Origin of the sequence: Thioalkalivibrio sp. ALJ24, from assembly GCF_000377785.1 — a bacterium.
Taxonomy (GTDB): Bacteria; Pseudomonadota; Gammaproteobacteria; order Ectothiorhodospirales; family Ectothiorhodospiraceae; genus Thioalkalivibrio.
Map to the genome: position 1 here is coordinate 135,848 of NZ_KB898730.1, position 17,531 is coordinate 153,378.

Sequence of the window (17,531 nt, forward strand, 5' to 3'; positions counted from 1 at the left end):
GCCATGCAGAAAACACAAACCACCAAAAACCCGAACCGGTCGAGCCGGAAGGAGACGAACGCCAGCCAAACCCGGAAGGAAACGAACCCAAAAAAACCACCAGCCAAACAAAGAAAAAAAACAGAAAGAAAAAACACGCAAGCACAAAGACCGCGGACCCAAACCGCAACAAACAGCTCGACGAGGAGAAACACCAGCTCAAGCAGAAGCACCCCAAGCAGTAACCCAAAAACACACCCATCAAGAACCTCAGCAACCGAAAGCGCTGAGACCGAGCGAGAAGCCACTGAATGCAGAAAGGACTACACCGGGGAGGGAGGAACGCGCACTAGAAGGAAGGAATCGAAGGCCGAACAACCAGCCACCAAAAGCACAGACGCAACCAAGCCTCAAGAAACGACAGAAAAGCAGAACCAACCACACGAAACATCGACACAAACACGGAGCCGCCGAGCGCGGCACCTGAGCCAGAAACAAGCCAAAGCCGACAAGCAGACGTCCAAGCACCGCAACCAAGAGCACCGCGACCCGCACGGGCGCAGAGCAAAACAGCCCAATCCCCACCAACCGGAGCGACGCGCCCAAACCCGAACAGCAAAACGCCCGGCGCAGGTGCAGAAGACACGAGAACAGCAAAGCCGAGACCGCCAAGGCACGCCCAGACGGCTACCAACGCACCTACGCCCCCCGCCCCAACGAGAGGAGCAGCCCCCCCGGCCCCAGCCCAAACGAGTAAACGCAGGACAATTCCAAGAGCAACGGAGAAACCCCCTGGACCAACAGGCCCACAGGCGGTAGCCGGCGAAACGCCCAAGTCCAAAACAGCAGCGGCGGACCGACCACCCCCACACACCCGACCGCGACCCCAGCCCACACAGCCACAATCACAGATCGCCGCACGAGAACCACCTCAACCGGCGCGGGCACCAAAAGGAACCAGCACGCGAGCTGCACAGCATCCCCGGCCCAAAGAACGGAACCAAAGAGGACCATGCCCAAAACCAAGGGACGCGCGAGAACGAGCAAAGCCGCCATCAAAGGCCAGCCCGAACCCGAAACCAACAGCGCCATCCACAGCGGACCAGACCCGCAAGAAGCCACCGCCCGCCGGACTCCTGAAACCCCCTCCCAAAGGCCTAAACGCACACACCACGCCAGCGCTCCACGAGCCACAACACCGCCAACCGGCGGAACCGGCGACACAAACCGACCCAGCCCAAGGCAAAAACAGCCCGCCAGGCGATCTAGAGAAACCAAACACGCGCACAAGCCGAACAAACCCGCAACCACCACCGAACCCACTACCAAGACAACGACCCAAAAGCCCCCCAGACACAGCACAAACACCCGCAAGACCAGCTGACGTAAGACGACCCCACAGCCCCGCACTGACCGTCAATCCGGACCAAAAAACCCAGCGAATCAACCCTCCACACCGCCCGACAACACACAGAAAACACCCCGCCCACAACGACCCGCAACACCCGCCGAAGCCCGACGCCCAAAAGCGGCCACACCACGCAGAAACGCCCGCCCCAACGACGGGGTAACCAAGGCCAAAACAAGCGAGAGAACGGGCGGACGGCCACCGAAGGCGGCGAACACACCAAACAGACAAACCACCACGAAACAACCAAAAAAAACCCCAGCGCCCACAGAACACACCACCGAGCAAACACCAGAATTCAACAAAACGCGCGCAGCGAACCACAAAGCACAACGAGTCCCGTCCACAGGGCAGGACGACGAGAAAAACGTAACCAAGAGCAGCCCAACCCCGCTCGCCCGACGGTCCGGCAAACGACCAGCCCACCCAAACACGCCCACAGCCCGAAACCCCAAGGACACCACCGTCGAGAATAAACCCATCCCAGACGAATTCTAAAAAAACCGTAGATGCAACGACGACCGAAGCGGGAAGCAAAACACAGAGGCGAGACAGGAAATGCCCACCCAACCAACTCAGAGGATCCCCAACCCACTTAACTGCAAGCGGGCACCAAGCCAACAGCACCAAGACCAGCACCGCCGCCGCCCTCCTGAAAGCACCACGAAACCTAAAGAGCACCACAACGCGAAACGCAGACAGCACGCAGGAACAGACGCCACCACCATCGCGCAAGATGCTGCAGTCGGGCACAACCCATACCAAACAGCCAATGCCCAAAGCCAGGGCCACAGAACAAAAAAGAAGCGGAAGCACAGGCGACCCCGCAATACAAAAGAAACCCACCACAAGCCAACGAAACAAGTCAAACAAGCTGCAGCACTAATAAAGCGCCACGAAGAACCAACGCAGGCGCCCGAGCACAAAAAGCACCCCGTCAGCGGAAGAGGATTCCGAAGAACGACCGAGCCCCAGGGCAAAAACCAACACCAGGATACAACAATAGCGAACCACAAACAGCACAAAAAACAACAAACCGCGAAACCCAAACGGTGGCGCGACCCAAACAACGAACGAGGAAGACGGCGCACCGCCAACGACAACAACCTCTAACCGAACCAGAGAGCCCCCGGGGGTCCAGGCGGGAACCAAACGAAAACCCAACAACTGGCCACATGCAACGACCCCCAAGCCGGCCACGAAAACCAAACACAGCGCAAGCAAAAAAACCTAAATGAAAGAACAGCAGAGCAGCACGCATCGAAAAACGGGCCAATTCAGGATCCCGCCACCCCCACCCAACCCAAACACACCGACACCAAACAACCGACAGCCGAGCTCCACGACCAAAAAGAACAAAAACTCGCCCAACAGCGCACCGCTCAGCGCGCCAAAAAGCAACCCCAGACAAGCGGAGGCAAGACGAGGAAACAAGCCGACAGCACCCACGCACACGCGCCCAGACAGCGAACACAAGCGGCCCACCAAGAGAAACAAACAGAGAACCGTAGCCACAGCCCGACCCAACCTGGCGAAGAACGCCAGCCTGAGCCACCACGCGGAACCGCCCGGGGAGATCAAAGCCCGCGTCACGCCCAACCCAAAACCACCCGGGGACGACCCCTCGAACCCCAGCGACAAACAGACGCAAAGAACCACACAAGCGTCCCCCTCAGCACAGCAGGGACGCAGCAGACCGAAGACCCCCGGGCGAACCAAGCCCATCAGCCCAAACCAGGACGCAAAGCCGTACATGAAGAGCAGAAAGAACGACGGCACGGATGCCCCCGCCATCGCCAACACGGCCGGCAAACACCCCACCCCCTGCGGACCAGCCAAGTCAAACCGCAAAAAGACTCGCACGCCCGCCACCCGGTGCGCCAAGACCTGGCCACACACCAAGCGCCAAACAAAACCAACACCAACACCGGCTGCCGAAACACGGGATCACCGCACAAGAGGCACTACCACAACACCCGAACGCGAGACCCAACCCAGCAAAGCAGCGCGCCACCAAGAAAACACCCGAAAACCCGCGCAAGAGCGACTCCAGTACCACCAGGAAGCCAACCCCCCAACGGACCACAACAACAAGGAAGAACCACTCAGACCCCAGCACGAAGCCCAGGAAAACAGGCGCCAAACCAGAAAGCCAAGCAAGACCCCCGAATTCAACAAAACACCGACGAACACGAACGACAGGCGATAAAACAGACAGCCGAAGAGAGGAAAAAAAACAAAGAAGCCCACGCCCAGCACAACCCCAAAACCACCCCATAAAGCAGGAACCAGCAAGGCAACCGCCCGCCCGACAAGCTGACCAAGCCAGACAACCGGGACCCAGGCACACAACTCCCCGACCCCAATCACAGCGCGCAGCGCGACACCCCAAAGGCAACAGAAAAACCAAAACCACCCAAGAAAAGCTACCCCCAAACAGAACAAAAGCGCCAGCAGAAGAGACGACAACGACACCCAGCAAAAGCGACGCAAAGAGCAACCCAACCAAGACACCAGGAACGCCAAAACCAGCAAACAGGCGGAAAACAGCCCAAGACCCCCCGCCCACGAAACCGCAACAACCACAGCAACCCGCCCAAACTCGAAAACCACAACAACGCCCGGGCCACCCACCACACCGAACGCCACCAACTCACCACCAAACAACACCCCAAGCGAAAAGACAAGCGCAAGCCCAGACCCACACCCAACAAACCGAAGGCGAACCCGCACTACGACCCGAACGCCCAAGCACAGCACGCAAACCCCCAAGCGCCGAACACCAACCACCCAGACGACCGGGAGCAAGCCCGAGAAGAAGCACTCCTCGCACGGCCCAAGCAGCTCTCGCACCGAAAACCCGGAGACCACCGGCCGCACCCAGAACACAGCGCCGCCGGAGCGCAACCGGCTGGCATGACGCACGCGCAAACCCCACCAGCCACCGACACCAACCCCAAACCAAACCGAAACCACGCGGCAAGCAGCGAAGACCCAACCCAACCCCACACCCACCAGCCCAACACAGCCCAGAGCGCGCGTCGAAGAGGAACGCAAACACAGCAAAAAAGCAAAGTAGCTCCGAAACGGAGACTCAACAGCAAAGGCCCTTACCGGAGCGCCACCCGCCACAACCTAAAAGCAACAGAGGACAGCGGACCAGACAACGACGACGCACGCACCCAAACGGACAAAAGCGTTTTACAACAGATCAAAGACCAAACGCCCGGAACAGACCTGAACAAGAAACAGCCCACCGCAAAAGACACCCGGCCCCGCGCATTCAAAGAGGCGACGGTGCCCATGGAGGTGCATCTCAAACAGCGCGCGGACAGATGAGCGGTTAGGGAGGGCCGAAACAATGACAGATCGGACCAACGACAGGTCGGTCGGAGCATCGGAACAGAGAAGGCGACCAACACGAACAGTAAAGCAAGCGAGCGGCCTGACAAGAGGCGCCCTGGGAAGGCCTTGAACGAACCGAGCATGGGAGATGTCCCCGCAAAGGCGGGAAAAAACGGACACACAAAACAACAAAAGAAAGACTAAAGAGACCCCGCTAACGGGAGTGCGACACAGCTCACGGCCACAAGGGATCCCAAAACCCCATCACCAGCGCGTCCAGAACGAGCGGGGGCAAGACGTGAACAACAAGGAAATAGCCACCAACACCCCGCAAGAAAAAGTCGAAAACAACGGCCAGATACAGCACCCAACCGGGGGAGGCAGGCAAGGGACAAAGAGTAAAGCTGACCAGCGGCTGCCGCGGCGAAGTAACCCCCCACCCGATCCCGCGGGCCCACGGCAACCCACACCCGGATGCACCAAAGCCAACAGCCACACCGAGGGACGAACTGTAGGCCGCCCATCCGAAGAAAACAGCCGACCCGACGCGAGAAAAAGCAAACGAAACGACAGACCGAGCCGCACCAAGAAAAGGCACGGTGAACTACCACCAACCCGAAAAACCGTCAGGGGGCGGGTAGGCCGCATCAGCGAACCAGGCGGCGGCCATGGGCAGAAACGCCAGAGCCGCCCCAACACGACAACGCTCCAAACGCAGCCACGGAAGTGCAGCCAGCGACCCGGTCGTCGCCGCGTCATAACCCACGAACACATCACGAATCGCCAGAGGCACCAACAGACGGACCCAGCGGGCAAGGGACGCGAACCCCGGGAACAGCACCGCCAACAAGCACCCGGGCCGCACCAACGCCAGAATCAGCGGGCCAAACACATCCCCGCAGGCACGCGACGACATGGCAGGTGGACACCCCCCACCAGACAAGCACCAACAGGTCCACCAAAACGTGGCAAACCCAGCGACAGCCCGCGGCGCGAGCAACAAACAGCCCTCAGACGGGCCGCCGCGAAGCAGGCCCACCGGCTGGGGAAGCGGGCGAAAAATAGCCGCGGAACGCTCAAGGGTAAGCCGGGCCCACGGAAAAGCGAACCGGCGCGAAATGGCCTCCGCCGAGTACCCAGTCAGGGGGACGGCGCGCATCAGGAGCAAGCCCCAAACCACGGGGGCCGCCGCGCCCTCCAGCGGGACGGGGGGCCCGCAGCGAGGGCCCGAAACGGCCCGCGCCCGCACGTTCGTCAGGCACGAGCCCGAGTCCAGTAGACCGCCCGAAACGCACGACAGCGCCCCCGCCGGGGCGCAGAAGTTCCACGCCCGACGAACCCCACGGATCCGCGGCGCGCTCCGCCCGGTGATCGCCTCGATCTGTCGGGTGTCGAGTCCGTCGATCATGCGCCGGACAGCACGTCCGAGAAGATCGTCCAGAGTGTGGACGTAATGCTCGATGGTGATCTGGGTGTCGGAATGGCCCATAAGCCGCGAGACCAGACGCAGCGTCCGACGCTGCGTGGGGCTTTGGTCGCCAATGAGTTCGCGGCGAAGCTTTCGGGGATCGGTCGGGGCCGTCATCGAACGGGCCTGTGACCAGGGAGGAAGCGGTTCCTCGCCTTCGCCTTCCAGTTCCCAGAAGTGCAGCAGCGTTCGGGATGCGAACGAGTGGCGCAGATGGTGAAAGCGGATATCGGGATCGCCCGTCACCTGGGTCATGGCCCGGGTTGCCGCATCCAGAAGCTGATCGTTGGGGCGTATCGGCCCGCGGTCCGGCAGCGCGAACAGTGGCGCATCTTCGGACCCATCCGGCTCGGCCCGTCGATGCTCCTGCCATCTCATCAGCCGTTCCAGTAACGCCTCCGGCAACATGGCGTGAAGGGGTAGGACGCGCTGCGCGTTGCCGCTCTTGAGCAGACGCAGGCCGTTCGGCCGCACCAGCAGCGAGTATTCCGGTGGGCCTTCGAGGTCGCCAATCAGGATGCCCGCGGCCTCACTGCGACGTAGACCGCCGTAAAATCCCAAAGCCATGATCAGGGTGAGCACGCTGCCGACCGCGGGATTGTCACGGTACAGCTCGTCCACCCAGTCGAGGGTGCGCTGAAACAGGGCCTCGTCCAAGTAGTTGGCGTCGGGCGGGCCGTGGGTCACAACATGCTGCGGCGACTCCAGCGTCTCCAGCGGGAGCGGCGACCGGGAGTGCGCTTCCATCAGGAATTGATGGAAGCTGCGAAGGCCTCGGGCCACGCGTTTGCGGCTGCGCGCGTTCGGCGTGTCCTCAAGGGCGCTGGTGTAGAGTTCGATGAGGTCGTCCGCCGTGAGGTCTGCCGGATCCGTATCGCCAAGCTGACCGGCGATGCGGCCGGCTACGGCGTTGTAGAGTTCATAGACGGTGCGGCGCCGCGGCTTTCGGCCCGCTCGTGCGGGTGTGCACAGCCGGTTTGCGACCCAGTCGGCGAGCCGCCGGACACTCGGGAGCAAGGGTAGGGGAGTCCGGCCCCCTGTCGGGTTGGCGGTTGGGTGCGCCTCGATCCAGTCGCGAATGGGCTGTGGATCCGGGGGATCGTTTTTTCGGATCAGACGGGTGAGATCGTGCAGTTGCGCGGGCCAGGCTTCATGGCCGTGCGGGTCGGCGTCTTCCTCCGTCGTGGCGCTTTGTGCAGGAGCAGAGCCGTTCTCCGAGACTTCGGACCGATGGCCCGGCTCCGTGGCCCGTGGGGGCAATGAAGTCCGGATCCGATCCGGTGGAAAGATCAGTCGTTCATGCACGCTGACCGGTAGTGACGTGGCCACCCGCTCACCCGCGGCGTGGGCGAGGAGATACGGCGGGACGTAAAGCGCCAGATGAAGGCGGGCGACCTTCTGCAGTTGACTCCAGTTGCGCGGGAGCTGGTCGGAGAAGCCCAGCGTCTCGGCACAGTCCCTGATCCAACGGTAGAGGAGCGGGCCGTCCGCCCGCGTCGCCGGAAGGCCGGGAGGCAGGCCTTTGTTTCCATCGCGGACGAGCAGATGGCGCGTGATCGGATCCGGATACCAGCGCAGGTGCAGTGGCATCGTTTCGTCCTTGACCTGGTGATACAGCTCCATCCAGTGGTGGTGTGCGGGAGCCTGATGGAGAGAGTGGCCGAGAGCCCAGAGCCACCGCGGGCGCAGAAGGCCGCCGAAGAGCAGGGCGCTCAGGAAAATCCGGCCCCACCGGGCCTGAATCCGTTCCGGGTCGATCGGTGAGGCAAGGTGGTTCAGAAAGGTGTCCACCAGGCCCTGATGGCGGACCATGTCGAGAAAGTCATGGTGCTGGAACGGCGAGGAAGGCGCCGGCGGTAAAGGGACGGGCAGGTCCGGAATGACGATCCGCCACCGACCGACGCGGTTGCCGGTATCGAGGATTTCGGCGACCCGTCGCTGGGCAACGAAGCTGCGGCCCGCTGGCGCCTCGGCGCGGACCTTTAACATCAGTGTGCGCGTGTCGCTTTTCGTCCACTCGAGGTCTTCGGGCGGCTCGACCGAGGTGAGCCTCGGGTATTGCTCTTTGAGGATGCGCCAGACGGACAGGAACTCGTCACCATCCTGTGGTTCCTCCCGGGTCGCTTCGGTTGGATCGGGCTGGCGTTCCCCGATCGGGTTCCAGAGGTGCCTCCAGCCGGCCCAGATCGCGCGAGGATCGTCGTCGAGCCCGCCGTCGCCCGGTTCGCCAGACATATCGCTCATGGCGCCACAACCCTGTAGCCGATGTCCTGCATGAGTCTGTCGAGATACGGACGGATCGCCTTTCGGTAACGGACGGGATCGAACGCGGAGGGAGCACCCCAGGGCTCCTCGCCGTAGCTCCAGTGGCCGAGATGCGTGTTGATGATCGTGGCGGGACAGCCCTGAGCGGTGAGATAGCTGCGCAAAAGGTGACGGCCGGCGTTGTCGAGTGGCCAGGCGGCGGGGAGCACGCGATTGCATTCCTCACGCAGACGTCTGCCCGTCAGTTCCACGGGGACCCAGGTCGTCGGATCCTCGGGATCCCCGGCGTCCAGAAAAAAACAGGTGGAGCGAAGCGCCAGTTCATACTGATCGCTCTGATATGCGCTCCGATCCCGGTGCTTGGTGGCGGGGCAGGTGAGGCTCGTGGGCAGCCCTGGAAACGTGGTGAAAAGGACGACCAGGTGCTCCATGTAGGCCTCGATCTGCTGGATCACCTCGGGCGGTAGCACCACGAGTCGGGCATGGGACCCATCCGACCGGTCCTTCTCCTGCAGGGCGATGGTCCCGGTGGCGTGGTGCCGGGCCGAAAGGTCCGGGACCGGCGTCCGGATGGCGCGACCGCCCACCGCCAGGGTCAGTCCGAGGGCGGTGTACGCCGTCATCAGGTTGTGCGCGTTCAACCAACCCGCCGCATCGCGACGGTGGGGCGGGCTTTGGCTGTGGAGTCTGCCGCTGAGTTCAGCAATCAGATCCGAAATGGATTCGGCCCGAGGTAACCGATCATTCCCTGTCCAGCTCTCCGGGATGGCGGTGCCTGGCGCGCGGTAGTTCCAGAGTCTTTCGTACGAGTGGTCGCGTTCTTCATCCAGTCCGCTACCGGCGAGCGCCGTTTCCAGATGCTCATGGTAGATACGCGCCAGCTCACCACGTTCCCACGCCGTGTAGAAATGGTGGGTCCGGGCGAGCGGGTCATCGGTCCCGAATAGCAGGGCCGGCGCAAGATGCTGACCTTCCTCGGTCCAGGCGAACCAGCTTGGCATGATGGTGGCCAGATTTTTGAACTGACGCCATCGTGGTTCCACCCCGGCCTGTTTCAGACGCGGGACGATGTGACTGTCCCACAGTTTCTCGTACGTGCTTTCGTTGTGGGTGAAGTGCCGTTGGGTCTTTCGATCGTAGGGCATGCGGTTGAGGTGCTGGCCAACCCCGAGGATGTCCTCGAAGACAACGCGGGGCCAGTGTTCGATCGCCTGCTTTCGCTCTTCCTGGGCGAGTGGATGTCGGGGCGGAGGGTTGTAGGGCCGCATCCACATCCGGTAACCGGGGTTGTACGCCAGCTCGAACTCCGCCGGCAGTTGGCTTATGCCGGCGACGCACCGGGTTCTCCTGACGGTATCGGGCGGGGACCCGGTGACGAGGGCGATCGCCGCGAGCAACACCGTTTCGCGACGTTTGTTCCGCTCCTCGCGGCGGCTTGTCGGCTCGTCGTGCGGCCCATCAACGGAGACCTCGGAAAAAACTGCTTCGAGGGTTTGAAGAATCCGGTGGAGCTGGGTAAGCCGGATCCGTCGGAGCTCAACACGAAAGCGCTGGCTTTCCATCGCGATGCGCCGGCCTATGCTCCGCGCCCGGGCATAGACCGATCCCAGAGGCGGAAGATCCTTCAGATCGAGCGATGCCCGATCCTTACCCGGTTCATGGCCGAGTATGGCCTCGAACGTGATCTCGGCGCCTTCATCAACCTCATACTCTTCCGGCGCGAGTCCGCTGGCGAGCAGCTCGTTCTGATGATCCTCGCTTGGAACGTGGCGGTTTGTCCGGTATTCGTCGGTACCCCAGCTTGACTGGAGAAACCGTGGATCGCTGTGATACCAGAAACCATGATGGTCCGGCCCCATGACGTCCCACGGGCGTTTTGAGCCTGTTCCGCGCCCTCCTGATCCGCCGGTCCGGGTCCTTTCTGAGATGGCTCGGAAGGGCAGGTCGTGCGCCACGGCCATGATTTCGGCCAGGTAGCCGCAGTCGCGCGCCAGTCGGGTGTGGGGCTCGTCGGTGCGCTGCCCGCGTTTTCGGGGCGGAGCCTCTTCCTTGATCTCGAGAAGCGTTTCCGCGAATGCCTGGGGATTCTCCCGCACGTGACGGACCTTGAGCATCAGCCAGCGGGCCTCAGCTTGATGGGACCGACGCACCGCCCTGCTTGCATTAGACAGATGGTCCTGTCGTCGGGGGCGCACCCCTCTCAAGTGCAGCAGGATGTGGGCAGCCAGCAGATGGGCCTGGGTCCACCGATAGGTCTCGATCTCGTCCCCTGCTTCTTCGTGATGGACGAACCAAAGTGCGCACCAGATCGGATTGCTTGTGACATGCCCATTGACTGGAGCTCGCACTTTTCCTTCAGAAACGATCCCGTGCTTCAGGTGCGTAGCAACCGACCACAGGGGATCTTCGTCAGGAATTGCTCCGATGGCCTCGTGCCACTCGCGCATATCGCGTATTGCGCCGCTTCCTTCGTTTCTAGGAAGGAGTTCCTGAACGTGGGGAAGCAGGTCGCCGAGGTTTTGCGCGATTGGACGTAAGCCGACCAGTGAATTGGGGATCTGTATAAGGGGCCGGACGCGCTCGATCAGGCTTTCCGGGTCAGGAGAATGGTTCCGTCGCAGGGCCTCCAGGAGATGGTGGTCCTGCCGGTCGGAGAGGCGGACCCTTTTACTTCCCGCCATGGCGGTACCGATCTCTGCAGTGGGTTTTGTATGTGGACAGCGATACACCGAGGAAGCGCGCGATCTCAGGTTGGGTCGGCTGCCTACCCAACATGATCGGGAGTACTCCATCCGTATGTGCGGTCTGCCACCGTTTCGGTAGCTCCGCACTACCTGAATGTTCGACGGTCGGGACGAGTAGATCGTCGACCGCATGCCTCAGATCGCTATCGGAGTCGGGAGCACTCAGGACAGGGATTTGCTCGTCCGCCGACAGGCACGCTTTCGCGACGCTGAGGCTTGGTATGCCGGCGACCGGACGGTAGACACTCTTCCCGTGGGCGGTGTCCGGCACGGCGATGATGGGGCGCTGAATGAGGAGTTCCTTCACCGCGTCGGCCGTGAGGCTGGGCGCAACAGGTATGGGAAGGCGCATCGTCACCGGGTCGTCCAGCAGCTCGCCTACAGGCACTCGGATCCATCGTGGCAGGGGGCTTGGCATAGCGCCCTCGTAGCGATCAGGTGGTGCTCAGTCTGTCAGGTCAGAATGCGGCTAGCAACGCGATGGCCCTAGAGCCTTTACGAAAACAGAATTGTGGGTTTCTGTGTGACGCAGGATGACCCTAAATTCCAATAAAGTCGATTATGGCGAGCGTTTTGGGGCTTGTGGGGCGGGGGAGTCAGGGGCTTCCACGGACCATGTCAAGGTGGTGCCGGTGCCGAGGTGGAAGAGCAGAAGTGAGTACCACCGTGTTGGGCCTTAACGGTCGTTCGATGACTCCGAGGGCGGGTGGCCATCTCTGCCACGCCGCTCCAGAAATTCCTCTGAGCGGCGCTTCCGGGGCGTCCAGGCTCACCGGCGCGTGCCGGACCCCGCGATCAGTCACGCCCTTCTTCGTCCAAACCAAACCAGCCTTCGCACATGCGCAGGATGAAGACCCCGAGCGTGAGTACGAAGATCGCACCAACCAGAGTCAGGATCTGCGGGTTCTCCATGTATTTGGCGTCCACCACGAGCACCCGCGTCAGCGCGGTGATCCCGATGTAGACCAGAAAACGCACCGACAACCGGTTGGTCTTGAAGTAGATCGCCACCATCGCGGCGACCTCGATCAGCAGGAACAGCATCAGTACATCGCCGAGATCCGGGCCGCCCTTGTCGATTACCTCGCCCACTTCGATGATCGTCGCCCACAGGACGCCGAAGCTGGCCAGGAAAAGCAGTCCTAGCTGGAAGGTTTCGGCCATCTTGATTCCGGCCAGCTTGCTCAATGAAGTGATCTTGTCCGACATGGCCGGTCCGCCTCCTGCTACATGTGCCTCGCTGGGTGTCACAACCCGCCTGCTTGTGCGAAACCGAGGGCGGCGAGAAGGCGCCAGAGCTGCCCGGATCCACCGGGGGAATATAGTCGAAGCGGGTCAATTCTGTAGGGGGCAGACGACGGGACATCCCGACGGGTTGGCCAAGGGAGGCCTCAGCGGCCGGGGTCCGGTTCGTCTTCCCGTTGGCATCTGCCGGCTCGGGCGCTGGCACAGCTGCACCCCTCGTCACCGGGCGCGCTTCGGGCGAAGGCCCCGGCAAGCCGCGCCCGTCACGGCTTTCGTGGTAGTCGGGTATGCCGTCATTCCGCGCGGCCTTGCCGAGATTCGGGCCATGGCGGACGATGGTCATTTCGCAACACCACGAGGTCGCCAGTGCCGGGAGCGGCGGAATGACGGGGACGCGCCCGAACACCATGCGATCTCTGCTGCTGATTCTCGCGGCTGCAGGTGTGCTCGGCGGGAGTGTTCGGCTCCTTCCGGTCCTGCCGTGCTGGCTGGTGATCCTGCCGATGGCCGTGGTGGCCGGTGTGATCGGGCACGGGCTGTTCGAGTTCCGAAAGACGCGTCGGCGGGCCTGGGCGCGGCAGTACCTGCGAGAGGATGGAGCCCTCGCCCGGTGGGTTCGGCCCGGGTTGCTCATGCGCTTTGTCAGTGCCGGGGGTGGGTTCTTCCTCGCGATTCTGTTGCTGGTCCAGCTTCATCGCTGGGCGATCCCTCAATGGGGCCTCCTCGCGCTCAATATCCCGGTGTTCCTGTTTCTGGCCGTATGGGCGCGGCGACGGCTGGAACCCGAGGTTCGTCCCCAATGGCTCGAGCCGCTCTCGAGGGTTCTGGCCGTGCGTCTGAACGTCGCGATCCTGACGCCTTTCCTGGTGATTCTGGATCTCTTTGCCGAGCAGACGGACTACCGCGGGCAGCCATACGAACGCGTTCTGGAAACGGTGGCGGCTTCGCCCGGCTGGAACTGTCATCTACTGGACCCCGTCCTGCGGGCCATCGTCTACGTAACGGAACTGAGCTACTGGGCCATGCAGAACCTGGTGGGCAGCGTCGAGACCGGAGGGTCATGGGTGGTGGTGGCCTGGATCCTGCTCTTCCTGGCCAGCCTGGGTGCGGCCTGGACGTGGTCGCGGCTGTTGATGGGACTGTGTTACTTCGCAGAAGGAAGGTAGAGGATGGATGAGCGGGCATGGGAAGAATGCGGCACGACGGAGGAGCAGGACTCCGCCGGCGCCGAAACCGAGTCGGAATCCCCCGAGGAACCGACGGCGCCGACGGAGCACGATGCTCGAAGCCGGAGAATCAGTCTCATCCTGGGGGCCTTCTTTGCGGTGATCGCCGTTGGTCTTCTGGCCCTCGTGGTGCCGGGAATCGACGAGGCCCTGGAATCGAAGACCCTGACGGTGGTCGTCGGTGGGGCCGCATGGGAAATCGAAGGCGAAGAAGCGGTCGATCGGGTGCGTGCGAAAGCCGGCGCGAGCCTTGAATCCGAGCAGGCCCGGATTCGACGGGTCCTGCAGCATGAGTACCACACCGGCGTGGACCGGGCCTTCGAGGCCGCGATCGATCAAGTTCCGGCGTTCGTTGATGAATACCACTCGTTCGGCGGCTGGGCCACACGAATGTCACTGCCTTTCTTTGGTGATCTCGACGAGTATCTGGATGAACAGGCGCAGACCTTGTTGGAGGAAGAATCCCGGATCCAGGAACACCTGGATCGGGCGGACCGTCACCTCCGAGAACAGGTGCTGCCCGCAGAAATCGCGAAATCGGGAGCACGCCTCACGGATCACCTTGCGGACGTACTGGATCGGGAGCCGTCGGCCACCCGCGTCGATGAACAGGTCGAAGCAGACGTTGAGTTGTCGGGACTGTCGGCGCAGCTTGAGCAGTGGGTCAGTGAGGACCTCGAACGGCTTTCGCAGAGTGGTGCTTGGGTATCGGGGAAAACCCTCGTAGCCACGTCCGCGGCGGGTGCCATGCCCCTGAGGCAGCGCGTGCTGCGGCGTTCATCGACGGTACAGGCTTTGCGTGCCGGCGGCATCAAGGCGGCTGCACGTGGGATGAGAGCCCCGGCTGCGCGCATTGCCGCGCAAACGGGCGCGGCGACCCTTGCCACTGTCAAAACCGGGCCGATGGCGGGTGTAGTGGGGGGTACGGTCTTCGTGCTCGCGACCGGCGCCGAGGGTGTCCAGGCATACCGGCAGGAGCAGGTGAGGGCAGCGGAACTCACCCGGGAACTGGAATGGGCGTTGCTCGCGGAACGGGAGGCCGTGAAATGCCGGGCAAGTGAGTCAATGGATGGATATCTGGATGCCGTTCTCGATGCATGGGGCGAGCAGGTGGGGGAGCATTCGCGGGTTTCGACGGACACCGGTTCATTCCGGATCTTTGGTGGGTCGTGAAGGATTGCGCGGACTGCGGGCCGGTGAATCAGACCTGATCCTGCATTTGCTCCTGATCGAGCGTCGATTGGCATTGCGGGCGGACCTCGAGAACGTCGGCCCCAATTCGGAGTTCCACGCGGTCCGCAGGCATATCCCGGTAACGGGCAGCTCGGAATGTCGCAGCCGACGATCCTGTCCTGAAGCGTAAATTGCGATCAGTGTCCCTCTACCAGAGGATCGCCTCCGAGGTGTTCGTGCAACGCCTTCTATTCGCGCAGTACCCCAAGGATCTGCTTGAACTCGCCTTCGGGCAGCAGGACGACCCGGGAGTCGTTTTTGACGCGAACGAACGAGGGGTGGGGCTGCAGGCTCATGCGATGACCGGTGCCCGGGCCCGCGACCTGGAGGCCGACCTGGAACGAGTCCGGGCGTGGGTTTAGGCCGGTGTCGTAACCCTCACAACGCTGGAAAAAACTGCGGTCTGAGTTGCGGGTAGGTATCAGGTCCTCGGCTGTCTGCGTGTCCGACAGGCGGGCCAGCGACAGTGGGGATGCCCAGAGCTGGTGGCAGCCACGATCTCGGCACGCGAGAGCCGAAACACCCGGGCAGTGCGCGCCTGAGTGGTGTCGATTTCCTTACCTTAACGCGCCTGCCCGGGTTTTTTGCCCCTGATTGCCTTGAGTGGCTGAGGCAGGAGACCGGATCACTCGGGATCGAACCCCAGGCAACCTCGCGCTTCCGCCGTCTCCGCACTCCAGGGCAGCCAGATGATCTCCGGTCCCTCAGGACGACACAGCGCCGCGGTGCGCCGCAGCGCCGAGGCGGCGGCTTCTTCGTAGGTCTTTTCCTTGGTCATCACCGAATAGCCCAGGGTGACCCTGGGCGGGAGCGGGAAGGGGTAGGGCGACCGGAACACGCCGATCAGTTCATCCCGGACACGCGCGGCATTCCCGCCCGTGATGCGGTCCAGATCCTCAGGGCTCAGGGCCAGTGCCAGCAGTCGCCTGCGCTGCCAGGCATCGACCAGGTAGGTTCCAATCCCGATCCGATCCCCGTTTTCCAGTAGCGGGGACCAGAAGATCGGCGTGAAGCTCGCAGCCGGCACGTTGGCGTTCATCGGGGTGAATCGGTCCCCATAGGCGTATGCGAGGATTTCGCCGGGTGCTTCCGGTTCTCCGTTCTCTCGGGACACGATCTCCCGGGACGGCATCCGCTTCCCGGTTCCGCTGGCCAGCCATTCGAAGTTCACGCCGAGTTTTTCCGCGATCTCAAGGAGCCGGCCGTGCTTCGGAAACGATTCCCCCTCCAGCCATTTGCGGGCGCCCTTGTGGGTCACCTGAAACAGGTGGGCGACCGCCTGCTGGCGGCCTTTGCCCTTGGGCGGTATGCCGATGGCGTCACAGGCCTCGTTGAGGCGCTGTGCAAAGGCCTCAAGCTCGCTGTCCGGCTCGGCCATAAGGCCACACCTCCATTACCTCGAAGTTCCGCTGCAGAAGCGCCCGCGAGTGGAGTCGCAGCAGCGTATGCGGGTGGTCTTCCAGCATCGAAGGGTAGACGCGGAACATCCGGATGTCCGGCGTGATGTACCTGCTGAAGCCGCAAACGGCAAAGAAGCGCGATCCGACCGCCACTCGCACCGGATAACCAGCGCGATTGACAACCGCCCTTCGTTCTTCAGAGCTCGACTAGCTCCACGCGACGGTTCTGCTGGCGGCCGTCCTCGTTACGATTGGTCGCCACCGGCGCCATCATGCCGGCTCCCGCCGACTGCAAGCGGTCTTTGTCGATTCCGTGCTCGTCTTTTAGCCAGGCCGCAACCGCCCGGGCGCGCTCCATCGAGAGGTTCAGGTTGTATTCGAAGTCGCCGACGTTGTCGGTGTGGCCTACGATCAGCAGCTCCAGCTCGGCGTTGTCCTCGAGCACATCGGCGATGGTGGCCAGGGCTTCGGCCGACTCGTCGATGATCTCGGCACTGTCGAACTCGAACAGTATGTCGCGCACGGCCACGCGGCCCTCGGAGATGATCCCGGCCTCGATCTCGTCGGCACTGAGATCCTCGCGATCGTGGGCGGCGACGATTTCGTCGCGCTCGGTCGGCTGCTGCTCGGGCGGCTCGGGCGCGGTCATACCCAGGGCATGCTCGTCTTCCGGCTTTTCCACCACATCGACGCGCATGGCCGGCGAGCCGTCGCTACGGTTGTTGTAGATCAGCACGTTGACGTATACGGCTTCTTCCGCGTGACTGGCGGCCAGAAAGCGCATGTCACGGTCTTCCCGGTTTCCCGGCCAGTTTATCGTCCCCAGTGAAACACCCCTGGGGCGATCGCGATCAAACGTGTCGAAACGGTGAAAGCGCCGGCCCAGGCCGTCGCGACCACTGCCGGCGAAATCGATTTCGAAACCGGCCTGTTCCAGTCCCTGGCGATAGGCACGCTTGACCTGCAGGGTGCTGACATCCGGGTTGCGCAACAGGTAGATCAGCTGAGTATGCTCACCTTCGAACTCACGTGCGTGCGGGTATTCACCGTCCTCGCGTGGACCGAAAGTCAGGCTCACCCGGTCGAACTCGACGAACTGGTAGGAGGTGATTTCGCTGCCGTCGACACGCGGCACCAGCCGATGATCACCCCACTCCTCGGGCTCCTCAGCCAACAGGCCAACGGGTGCCGCAAGCACCAGGGCGGCACCTGCGATGC

At 62.6% G+C, this 17,531-nt stretch carries 10 protein-coding genes; 4 read left to right on the forward strand and 6 right to left on the reverse strand.

Going from position 1 to position 17,531, the window contains the following annotated elements; genetic code table 11:
* Positions 1-3,334 precede the first annotated feature (3,334 nt).
* Positions 3,335-4,036 (reverse strand): hypothetical protein, encoded by a 702-nt coding sequence (locus D571_RS14295; RefSeq protein WP_156815778.1) that lies wholly within the window; start codon positions 4,034-4,036, stop codon positions 3,335-3,337.
* A 267-nt stretch (positions 4,037-4,303) separates the two neighbouring features.
* Between D571_RS14295 and D571_RS14300 the strand changes: the two genes are divergently transcribed.
* Positions 4,304-4,726: a hypothetical protein gene (locus D571_RS14300; protein ID WP_156815779.1), complete on the forward strand. Its 423-nt coding sequence runs from the start codon at positions 4,304-4,306 to the stop codon at positions 4,724-4,726.
* Positions 4,727-5,336: 610 nt separating this feature from the next.
* Here the strand turns inward: D571_RS14300 and D571_RS0110530 are convergent.
* The 3 genes from D571_RS0110530 to D571_RS0110550 form a co-directional block, all read right to left on the reverse strand.
* On the reverse strand, positions 5,337-8,444 hold the full coding sequence (locus D571_RS0110530) for a site-specific integrase (RefSeq protein WP_018936650.1): 3,108 nt from the start codon (positions 8,442-8,444) through the stop codon (positions 5,337-5,339).
* Positions 8,441-11,146: a hypothetical protein gene (locus tag D571_RS13740; protein WP_198003808.1), complete on the reverse strand. Its 2,706-nt coding sequence runs from the start codon at positions 11,144-11,146 to the stop codon at positions 8,441-8,443. Before D571_RS13740 ends, D571_RS0110530 begins: the two co-directional genes overlap by 4 nt.
* An 858-nt stretch (positions 11,147-12,004) precedes the next feature.
* Complete coding sequence (locus tag D571_RS0110550) at positions 12,005-12,418, reverse strand: phosphate-starvation-inducible protein PsiE (RefSeq protein WP_018936655.1); 414 nt, start codon at positions 12,416-12,418, stop codon at positions 12,005-12,007.
* Positions 12,419-12,837: 419 nt separating this feature from the next.
* Between D571_RS0110550 and D571_RS0110555 the strand changes: the two genes are divergently transcribed.
* The 3 genes from D571_RS0110555 to D571_RS0110570 all read left to right on the forward strand — a co-directional run bounded on the left by D571_RS0110555 (position 12,838) and on the right by D571_RS0110570 (position 15,275).
* Positions 12,838-13,620, forward strand: a complete 783-nt coding sequence (locus tag D571_RS0110555; RefSeq protein ID WP_018936656.1) for a hypothetical protein — start codon at positions 12,838-12,840, stop codon at positions 13,618-13,620.
* A gap of 3 nt (positions 13,621-13,623) precedes the next feature.
* Positions 13,624-14,853 carry a hypothetical protein gene (locus D571_RS0110560; RefSeq protein WP_018936657.1) on the forward strand — a complete coding sequence of 410 codons (1,230 nt, stop codon included), beginning with the start codon at positions 13,624-13,626 and terminating at the stop codon, positions 14,851-14,853.
* A gap of 236 nt (positions 14,854-15,089) precedes the next feature.
* The gene (locus D571_RS0110570) at positions 15,090-15,275 is read left to right on the forward strand and encodes a hypothetical protein (protein WP_156815781.1); all 186 of its coding nucleotides are present in this window, start codon (positions 15,090-15,092) and stop codon (positions 15,273-15,275) included.
* Positions 15,276-15,538: 263 nt separating this feature from the next.
* Here the strand turns inward: D571_RS0110570 and D571_RS13935 are convergent, their stop codons facing one another.
* Together D571_RS13935 and D571_RS0110585 are read right to left on the reverse strand one after the other, a co-directional pair.
* On the reverse strand, positions 15,539-16,291 hold the full coding sequence (locus D571_RS13935; protein ID WP_018936660.1) for a helix-turn-helix domain-containing protein: 753 nt from the start codon (positions 16,289-16,291) through the stop codon (positions 15,539-15,541).
* A 218-nt stretch (positions 16,292-16,509) separates the two neighbouring features.
* A complete protein-coding gene (locus D571_RS0110585) occupies positions 16,510-17,487 on the reverse strand; it encodes an OmpA family protein (protein ID WP_198003809.1) in 978 nt (325 codons plus the stop codon).
* Positions 17,488-17,531 lie beyond the last annotated feature (44 nt).

Coding starts and splice junctions, on each gene's coding strand:
- D571_RS14300 (WP_156815779.1), top strand. CDS start 4,304: ATGACGCACGCGCAAACCCCACCAGCCACCGACACCAACCCCAAACCA.
- D571_RS0110530 (WP_018936650.1), bottom strand. CDS start 8,444: ATGAGCGATATGTCTGGCGAACCGGGCGACGGCGGGCTCGACGACGAT.
- D571_RS13740 (WP_198003808.1), bottom strand. CDS start 11,146: ATGGCGGGAAGTAAAAGGGTCCGCCTCTCCGACCGGCAGGACCACCAT.
- D571_RS0110550 (WP_018936655.1), bottom strand. CDS start 12,418: ATGTCGGACAAGATCACTTCATTGAGCAAGCTGGCCGGAATCAAGATG.
- D571_RS0110555 (WP_018936656.1), top strand. CDS start 12,838: ATGACGGGGACGCGCCCGAACACCATGCGATCTCTGCTGCTGATTCTC.
- D571_RS0110560 (WP_018936657.1), top strand. CDS start 13,624: ATGGATGAGCGGGCATGGGAAGAATGCGGCACGACGGAGGAGCAGGAC.
- D571_RS13935 (WP_018936660.1), bottom strand. CDS start 16,291: ATGGCCGAGCCGGACAGCGAGCTTGAGGCCTTTGCACAGCGCCTCAAC.